This window comes from Microcystis sp. LE19-195.1E (assembly GCF_027532095.1).
Lineage (GTDB): Bacteria > Cyanobacteriota > Cyanobacteriia > Cyanobacteriales > Microcystaceae > Microcystis > Microcystis aeruginosa.
Map to the genome: position 1 here is coordinate 1 of NZ_JAPZSZ010000298.1, position 9122 is coordinate 9122.

Below are 9122 nucleotides of genomic sequence, written 5' to 3' on the forward strand. Positions count from 1 at the left end.
GAGGTAGTCAGTTACCTAATTTTCAGGGAAAAAGTACCTGAATTTTACCCCCGATCCCTCCAATGGTCGGCACTTTTTGAGGTCAAAAAAGTCTAAAAGCCTTATCCAACAAGGTTTTTAGATTTATTCAGCAAGCCCTAAGTAAATTAATCTCGATGGGGCTAATTATTAATCGCTCTCTTGAGGTTATGAGATCGAAGAAAGGGCGTACAATATACGCCCCCACCAATCACACCAGGTGCAATGTAGGGGCGCAGCACTTGCCATTGGTGTCAAATTAAGCTTCTTGCTTAATTTTGACGCTGCCATCGCTTTAAGCGGTGGCAGCGTCAAGAACCTCGCCGTCGTTACCAATTATATTTTTGGTTTCGTCCTCATCGTTTTTGGCAGCGATAGTGCGATCGCAGATTGTGTAGAGAGTTTGTAGGGTGGGCAATGCCCACCTTACTTCAAGGTAAAATAGAGCTAAGGAAGTTAGTAGAGAGAGAATGCTATTTTGCCAGCTATGAGCCAAACTTTACCTAAAACTGTTAATTTCGAGGAATTCGTCCTTTGGCTGCCTGAAAATTCGGGAGTGCGTTATGAGCTACACAAGGGAAATATTATTGAAATGGCACAACCCGCAGGAGAACACGAGGAAATCAAAGGATTTTTAACTGTTAAACTCAGTGGAATAATTGATAGACTAGGGCTTCCTTATTTAATTCCTAACCAAGCGATTGTCAGACCTGCTGGTAAAAATTCTGGTTATTTTCCCGATGTATTAGTGCTAAATCGAACCAAGCTCGCTCAGGAAAAATTATGGAAAAAAGAATCAATCCTTAGGGATGGTGCATCTATCCCTCTGATCATTGAAGTGGTATCGACTAACTGGCGTGATGATTACTACTTAAAATTTGCTGATTATGAAGAAATGGGTATTCCTGAATATTGGATTGTCGATTATGCAGCCTTGGGTGGACGTAATTTTCTCGGCACTCCTAAACAACCGACAATCTCTGTTTGTTGCTTAGTTGAGGAAGAATATCAAATTCGGCAATTTCGAGACAGTGATCGCCTAATTTCCCAGACTTTCACGGAATTAAATCTCACTGTCAATCAGATTTTCTTAAGTCTGTAGGGTGTGCATCGTCCACCTTACTCTTTTCGCTTTTTTCTTCAGTTTGAGTGGTTGATTTTGCCGCTTAAAATCCGCAATTATTGCCTTTATTTGCTCCATCTGCTTGGGTTTTAAGCCATTAAACTCAATTTATTTTATCGCTTTCGTGTTCATGTTCTCAAGGTCGTTACTAAGACAAGATAGTAAACTAAGACGCATTTTAAATGAGAGAAATTTGGGGTTCCCTATTTATTTTTTTAGTCTGTCCTATAATCGGGGGATTGCCTCTGATCGATTGGATAAATTATCTCGTAACTGGACGTAAATTATCCCAATTAGGTACTGGTAATATCGGTGTAACTGCCGCTTTTTACCATGGGGGTAAATTGGTGGGAATTTTGGCGGTAATTTCGGAAGCAGCCAAGGGAATTATCGTTATTTTCCTAACCCGTTTATTTTTTCCCACCGGCTCCACTTGGGAATTATTAGCTTTAATTGCCTTAGTCATGGGGCGCTATTGGTTAGGAAAAGGTGCGGGAACTACTAATGTTTTCTGGGGATTAATCGTTCACGATTTTGTCGCTGTTTTTCTCACCTCAATCATTAGTGGGATTAGCTTTACTATTTTTCGAGAAAAATCTACGGGTAGATTGGTAGGATTATTTTTATTAGCTTTAATTCTCACCTTGCGCCGTCCCCACGATTCAGGTTATATTATAACTGCCATTGCTTTAGCCTGTTTATTAGGGGCAATTTTTCAAAAAATAGCCGACGATTTAGACTTACCCGAAGCAAGTGTTAACAATGAATCAAAAACTATGTTTCGTTTTTTTCGTGGAGATCGATCGATCCAAACCCTTGATAACAATCTGACGGCCTTAAAAGTGGGACAAAAAGCCGCCACTTTAGCCGATCTTAAGCGTGCCGGTTATCCCATTCCTAGGGGGTGGATTTTACCACCGGGGGATGATCCACAACCGTTAATAGAATCTCTTAATCCTGATATTAATCATCCCTTAGTCGTGCGCTCTTCCGCTATTGGAGAAGATAGTGAAACCGCCTCATCTGCGGGACAATATACCACAATTCTTAACGTCATCGATCGAGAAAATTTAGCGGCGGCGATTTTAAGTTGCCAAACCTCCTATAATAGTCCTAATGCTGTTAATTATCGACTCGATCGAGGTCAAGAAAACACGGCCATGGCTGTGTTAATCCAAGAACAAATTCGAGGAGTTTTTTCGGGAGTTGCCTTCAGTCGTGATCCGATTAATCCTCTCAGTTTAGATGTAGTTATTGAAGCTTTACCCGGAGATGCCACCAGAGTTGTATCGGGAAGAATCACCCCCGAAAGTTATCGAGTTAATTTAGAAGAAAATATTATCATCGGAGCGGGAGATATTCCCCCGGCTATTATTCAACAGGTAGCTAATCTTTGTCGGCAATTAGAAAACCTTGATCATGGCATTCCCCAAGATATAGAATGGACTCATGACGGACGAAAATTATGGTTATTACAGTGCCGTCCTATCACTAATTTACAGCCAATTTGGACAAGAAAAATCGCGGCTGAAGTTATCCCTGGGGTGATTCGTCCTTTGCCTTGGTCAATTAATCGTCCTTTAACCTGTGGAGTTTGGGGAGATATTTTCCAGTTAGTTTTAGACAAAAAAACTCTCGATTTGGACTTCAATGAAACAGCGACTTTACACTATCAAAGAGCCTATTTTAATGCTTCTTTATTAGGCACAATTTTCCGTCGCATGGGATTACCTCCAGAAAGCTTAGAATTCCTGACCAAAGGGGCAAAGTTTACCAAACCACCTTTAACGGCAACTTTGGCTAATTCCCCTGGTTTATTAAAACTTTTAGGACGGGAATTACAGTTAGAAAAAGACTTTAGCCAAGATCAAAAAAACTATTTTATCCCGACGCTCGAAAAAATTAACGCTACTTCCCCAGAAGCTTTATCTTCAGGGGAGATTTTAGAGCAAATTGAGGAGATTTTAACCGTCTTAAAAAAAGCCACCTATTATAGTATTCTTGCCCCTCTTAGCTTCGCCTTGCGTCGCAGTATTTCGCAAGTACCTTTTGAGAGATTGGATAACTCCCAAGCGCCAGAAATAGCCTCAATGCGATCGCTATCTGAACTGAGAAAAAATACGATCGATCGAGATTTTGACTCAGCTTTTTCCCTCTGGTTAGAAACCTACGGTTATTTAAGCGAAGTGGGGACTGATATTTCCATACCGAGATGGCGAGAAAATCCCCAAGAGCTGCTACAACTCCCCTTAGATAGTCCGGGTAATAATAGCCATAAAAAAGTTAAATCTTCCCATACTGTCCAAAAAAGATTAAATATCAAAAACCAAGTGACTGAAATTTACTCCCGTCTTTTAGCTCACCTACGCTGGCATTTTCTCGCTTTAGAAACCCTCTGGTTACAGCAGCAAATATTATCGGAGACGGGAGATATATTTTATCTAAATTACTCAGAAGTTACCCAGTTGGGTCAGCATAATAAAATCGCCAATCTTAACCAGATTATCCGCCAGCGTCGCCAACAATTCCAAGAAAACTCTCAATTAACCGATATTCCCTACATCGTTTATGGACAACCACCGAAAAGAGAATTTTTAGTTTCAAATTTAACTGCCAAAAAACGCTTACAGGGAATTGCCGCTAGTGGGGGGACAGTGGAGGGACGAATCAAAATTATGCCCAGCTTACAAAATCTAGAAATTGCCCCTAATACTATTCTCGTTATTCCCTATACTGACTCAGGATGGTCCCCTTTATTATCCCGGGCTGTGGGCATTATTGCCGAGGTGGGGGGACAATTATCCCATGGTGCTATTATTGCCAGAGAATACGGAATTCCCGCGGTTATGGATGTGCATAATGCCATGAAATTGTTAAAAGATGGTCAATTAATTCGTCTCGATGGCAGTCAAGGAATTATTGAAATTCTCTAGGCATTAGGGGACAGGGTGTGGGGTGTGGGGTGTAGGGTGTAGGGTGTAGGGTTTTCCCGATTTTGAGGAGGTCAATTACCTAATTTTCAGGGAAAAAGTCCCTGAATTTTCCCCCCGATCACTCCCATATCTGGTACTTTTTGATTGACAAAAAGTCTAAAAGTGTTACCCAACAAAGTTTTCAGATTTATTCAGCAAACCTTATCTAATGCTAAATCCTGTTTAAGAAGAGCGCCGGAGCGGGAAGTGGGAAGTGGGGAAGTGGGGAAGTGGGGAGAATAAATAAAAATAATCTCCTGTCTCCTGTCTCGGAGTCTCCTGTCTCCTGACTTCTAACCCAATGTTGCTCAAAGATAAGCAAAAATTATCTATGAACTCCACAGAATTGAGAATATTTAAATTAACATTTCGCAATATTTACAAATTCTTAAGAATTAATTGAGAAAGATTTTTATTTAACAACGATGTTACAATGGTTACAGCGATTTTACTGAATTTCATAGTGGGGTATTCTATGCTTTTTTGGGCAGCAACGGTTGAAACCCTTGCCACACCTAGAAGGTAATCCTCATTAAGACAGGTAAATGAGTCAATTTCACCCACAACGATGATCTTTTTTTTGTGTAGTTTTATTGCAAAAAAAAAGTTTTTTTGACAAAAAGCACAAAGTATGAATTAGGAAGTGGGGTAGTGGGGTAGTGGGGTAGTGAGGTAGTGGGGAAGTTATCTGCTATTTTCCAATAAAAATCTTCTTTCGGCGCGAACAATTGCCTCTCTAGTGGCTAAAACTGCTTCCCTATCCACCGAAAGAGAAGTCACACCCCAAGCAATCAGATCATCGATAATTTCAGGATACTGAACGATGGCCATGCCGCAAACGGAACAGGGAATCTGTAAAACTTTTGCTTGAGTGATAATTTGTTTTAAAGCTGCCCTGACTGCGGGATGACGGGCGTTGAAATATTCTGAGAAATGTTCTCGATCGCTACCTAAAAGTAATTGAGTTAAATCATTAGTACCAATAGCGATTAACTGTACCCCCGCTTGCACATAATCCGCTAATTGAAAGATTACCCCGGGTACTTCCACCATTATCCCCAATTGGAAAGAAGGGACTTGAGTGAGTAAAGCCGATTGTACCCGTTGCCGGCAGAAAATAAATTCTTCAACCCCGCGGACAAAGGGAAGCAGTAAATTAATATTGGTGGCGCCGGTGGTTTGTACCCGTCGTAAAGCTTGCAATTCCAGATCGAATAGAGTCGGATCTAATATATAACCATGGGTTCCCCGACTGTCTTGAGCCGAATGTTGAGCATCAAAAGAACGATAAAATAAAGGCTTAGGCTGGATACTAAGGGCAAATTGTGCGATTAAATCACTTAATCTCTCGATCAATGCTTCTTGATGCTCTGGTGTTAACCATTCTTCTAGATTACGCTGAGAAAGTAACTCTAAAATCATCCATTCTGAGCGCAATAAACCGATCCCATCAATAGGCAGTTCTTGGATTCCGGCAATACTTTCAGTTTGACTGAGATTAACCATCAAACGGGTAGCAATTGCCGTCCCGTCGGTTTCTCTGGGTGGTGGTGGGGGTAAGGAAATCTGTTCCTGAGATGCTAGAGAAATAATTCCCCTCGTACCATCTACTAAAATTATCTCCCCTGAGCGGATAATTTCCGTGGCATTTTTCACCCCGACAACGGCAGGAATGGCTAATTCCCGGGCTAAAATGGCTCCATGGCTAGTTAATCCCCCCTGTTCCGTGATCATTGCTCGAATTTGGCGTAAATGGGGCAGTTTTTGGGGAGGTAAATTAGTAGTAACCAGAATGCAATCCTGAAAAGTTGCCTCTGGGGAGTCGAAATTGCTGATCACTTTTGCCACTCCCGATGCCAACCCAGGGGATGCCCCTAATCCTCTTAAGGGATAATGGCAGGTAGTAGCGGTGATTTCCTGACTGTGACAGCTAAGAATATAAATTTGACCATCCAGCATCATCAGCCATTCTATGCTGGTTAACGTCGGTTTTTCCGTCAGCAGAGATTGAACCAGTTGACAAAGGCGATCGAGGGCGAAATTATCTAAACAGTAGCTTTCCTGTAAACTGGGTGCTAATAATTGTGGCGCGAGCAGATTACTGTCACTATTGAGATAATAAGCGCGGGATTTATTGCCTAATTGCCGACTGCGTAATTGACCGGAGCGATCGATAATGTAGGTATCCGGTGCCACTTCTCCATTAACTAAACTGTGTCCTAACCCCCAAACTGCCTGAATTTTCCAGTTATCGTCATTAATCAACACATTTCCCGCACAATTGGCCGGTAATAACGGTTGTACCAGTAAAGATAATTGAATGTTTTCTAAACCAATTCCCATTTTTCGCCAATAAAATAGACTTCTGGCGGTGAATAACTCCGCCCAAGCTTGTTTTAGGGCATTTTCTAGATTATCTGCTTTAATTCCACTGATTGGAGCGGAAAATAAACCGAGAGTTCGCCGAGCCAGATTAGCTGGTAGGGAAAAGCGCCATACTAGGGTATCCATGGATAATTGTGCCACGGCCGCCGCTAGTTCTTCTAACCAGAGAGGAGGAATTTGCGCTTGTAAAATGGCGCGCCGACTTTCTTTGGCGACTAATTGCAGAGCTTTTGCGTTATCTACGTCTAAATAGAGGGAAGATTGCGGAAAATCAGTCAAGAAAGAGTCAGCATTGTTGATAGTTTCCAAAAATTCCGCAAAAATGCGGTTAAAAATGGCAAATCCCCCGATAATTGGGTATCCTCGCTGGTGTAATTCACTGGCAATAAAAGCTTTTTCCCCCACCAGGGGGCGATCAGAAGCACTAATGCGATCGAGCCAGCAGAGAATGGTCACGGGATTTGTTAAGAATGGTGAAAGGATCCTAAAATAATCTAGGTGATTTTTGTAACTTTTTAGTTCTATCTGCTAGTTTAACTCACCGTCACTATCTTGAGGATGATCTGGGAAGTGGGGGAGTGGGGAAGTGGGGTGTGGGGTGTAGGGTGTGGGGTGTAGGGAATGGGGAGATAGGGGAATTTCAACTAATACCCCAAAACCCTAAAACCCCAACTCCTGACGACCGGCTCCTGACGACCGGCTCCTGATAGCTGATAAGATAGGATTCGGACAATATTCGATCGCTGCGAGAAATTGATGGACACACCTGCGAAAGTTTTGTTAGTGGATGACGAACCCGGGGTTCGTGAATCTGTGCAAGCATATCTACAGTACGGGGATGACTTCGAGGTAAGAACTGCTAGTAATGCTAACGAAGCCTGGGATTTACTCAATCAAGAAATTCCGGAATTAGTCATCTCCGACATTATGATGCCGCAGGTGGATGGCTATCAGTTTCTGAAGAAATTGCGCGAAGATGCTCGTTTTCAGACAATTCCCGTGGTTTTTCTCACCGCTAGGGGGATGACAAGCGATCGCATTCAGGGTTATAATGCCGGTTGTGATGCTTATTTATCCAAGCCTTTCGATCCCGAAGAATTAGAAGCATTAATCAAGTCTTTAATCGAGCGCCGTCGTCAATCCTTGCAAGCCACCAGCGAAAACGCTAGATTAGAAGAAATTGCCCGAGATATCCGGGAATTAAAACAGCAGGTGGGACAGCAGAACACTTTTACTACTACTCCCCCCCCGATTAAAATTGACCTTACCCCCCGGGAACAAAGTGTTTTAGATTTAGTAGCGGAGGGATTGATGAATAAAGAAATTGCCAGTCGTCTAGAAACCAGCGTCAGAAACGTAGAAAAATACGTCAGTCGCTTATTTAGCAAGACTGGTACTAATAGTCGCACGGAATTGGTACGTTTTGCCCTAAAACACGGTTTAACCAGTTAATATAGCAGCTAAGGACAAAGTAGCGGACGGGAGTGTCAATAACTGACGATAACAAGCAACTGAATTACCGATGGAAAACGTTTCATCAGTTCATCTTATGGCTTCTGGCGTTGAAACAAATTTTGTTTTAGAGCTAACCTTCGAGCAAGAGCAGAATAGGAGGATATGTCAACCATGTTAAGCACTGATCTAGAGATAAGACTAGCAACTTTAGAAGCTGAAGTAGCACTGCTTAAGCGTTTGCTACCTACTGTCAGCGAAACTCCCTGGTGGGAAAAAATTGTCGGCACTTTTGCTGACGATCCGGTTTACGAAGAGGCAATGCAGTTTGGTCAAGAGTACCGCCAGTCTCTAAAACCTTTAGCCGAGGAAGCATCCGAACCCTGAAATGTATCTCCTTGACACCGATCATATTAGTATTCTCGATCGCGGGGGTCAACCGGCACAACAATTGCTGAAAAAACTGGCTGCTATTACGAGCAGCGAAGTTGCCACCACAATTATCACCTACGAAGAACAAATGCGGGGATGGCTCAGTTACATAGCCAAGACCAATTCGATTGAAACCCAAGTTGTTGCCTATCGAAGGCTAGAAAAGCACCTCGCTAATTATCGCACGATTCCTATTGTCGGCTTTGATGAAAAGGCAGGTCAAGTTTTTCAAGAACTTCGGGTAACTTACCCTCGTTTGGGTTCGATGGATTTGAAGATTGCTGCTATCTCAATGGTTAATCAGGCTATCCTGCTGACCAGAAATCTCTCAGATTTTGGGCAAATTGCCGGTTTAAGAGCAGAAGATTGGACGATTACAAGCAACTGAATTACCTATGGAAGGCGTGAATATCTATGTTGAAACAAATTTTGTTTTAGAGCTAACCTTCGAGCAAGAGCAGAATAGGAGTATATATCAACCAAACTACTTTTCTCGGGTAAAGCATTAGAGTTGAAAACCTCAAGAAATCAAGTGGTAGGACAAGCTGAAATTAGCTTTAAATGCTTCACAAAAGGAATAAAATCTTTATCTGAAAAAAGGAGCGGAAGATTATTTTCAATACAAAAGGAGGCAATAATAACATCAGCAGTTTTTCTAATAGTTATCCCCTTCTTGCGTAACTGGCGATAATTGTCCGCGCTTTTCAATGCCATTCTCAAACCTAGTAAATCATAAATAG

The 9122-nt window shown here is 42.1% G+C and carries 9 protein-coding genes; 6 read left to right on the forward strand and 3 right to left on the reverse strand.

What is annotated here, in order from left to right:
- Window positions 1-286: 286 nt before the first annotated feature.
- The 3 genes from O9300_RS16495 to O9300_RS16505 all read left to right on the forward strand — a co-directional run bounded on the left by O9300_RS16495 (window position 287) and on the right by O9300_RS16505 (window position 4074).
- Window positions 287-427, forward strand: a complete 141-nt coding sequence (locus tag O9300_RS16495) for a hypothetical protein (protein WP_287972811.1) — start codon at window positions 287-289, stop codon at window positions 425-427.
- A 78-nt stretch (window positions 428-505) separates the two neighbouring features.
- Window positions 506-1120 (forward strand): Uma2 family endonuclease, encoded by a 615-nt coding sequence (locus O9300_RS16500; RefSeq protein WP_287733041.1) that lies wholly within the window; start codon window positions 506-508, stop codon window positions 1118-1120.
- A gap of 203 nt (window positions 1121-1323) precedes the next feature.
- Window positions 1324-4074, forward strand: coding sequence for a glycerol-3-phosphate acyltransferase (locus tag O9300_RS16505; RefSeq protein WP_287972813.1), 2751 nt, complete (start codon window positions 1324-1326; stop codon window positions 4072-4074).
- A 222-nt stretch (window positions 4075-4296) separates the two neighbouring features.
- Here O9300_RS16505 and O9300_RS16510 read toward each other — a convergent pair whose 3' ends face one another.
- On the reverse strand, window positions 4297-4488 hold the full coding sequence (locus O9300_RS16510; RefSeq protein WP_287972815.1) for a hypothetical protein: 192 nt from the start codon (window positions 4486-4488) through the stop codon (window positions 4297-4299).
- A 309-nt stretch (window positions 4489-4797) separates the two neighbouring features.
- Window positions 4798-6954, reverse strand: coding sequence for a putative PEP-binding protein (locus O9300_RS16515; RefSeq protein WP_287972818.1), 2157 nt, complete (start codon window positions 6952-6954; stop codon window positions 4798-4800).
- A 300-nt stretch (window positions 6955-7254) separates the two neighbouring features.
- Between O9300_RS16515 and O9300_RS16520 the strand changes: the two genes are divergently transcribed.
- The 3 genes from O9300_RS16520 to O9300_RS16530 all read left to right on the forward strand — a co-directional run bounded on the left by O9300_RS16520 (window position 7255) and on the right by O9300_RS16530 (window position 8770).
- A complete protein-coding gene (locus O9300_RS16520) occupies window positions 7255-7950 on the forward strand; it encodes a response regulator transcription factor (protein WP_002795661.1) in 696 nt (231 codons plus the stop codon).
- Between the two features lie 174 nt (window positions 7951-8124).
- Window positions 8125-8337, forward strand: a complete 213-nt coding sequence (locus O9300_RS16525) for a hypothetical protein (protein WP_106909245.1) — start codon at window positions 8125-8127, stop codon at window positions 8335-8337.
- 1 nt (window position 8338) lies between these two features.
- Window positions 8339-8770, forward strand: a complete 432-nt coding sequence (locus O9300_RS16530; protein WP_287972821.1) for a type II toxin-antitoxin system VapC family toxin — start codon at window positions 8339-8341, stop codon at window positions 8768-8770.
- Window positions 8771-8910: 140 nt separating this feature from the next.
- Here the strand turns inward: O9300_RS16530 and O9300_RS16535 are convergent.
- Window positions 8911-9122: PIN domain-containing protein (locus O9300_RS16535; protein WP_502846402.1), on the reverse strand; the 212-nt coding region annotated here is incomplete at its 5' end.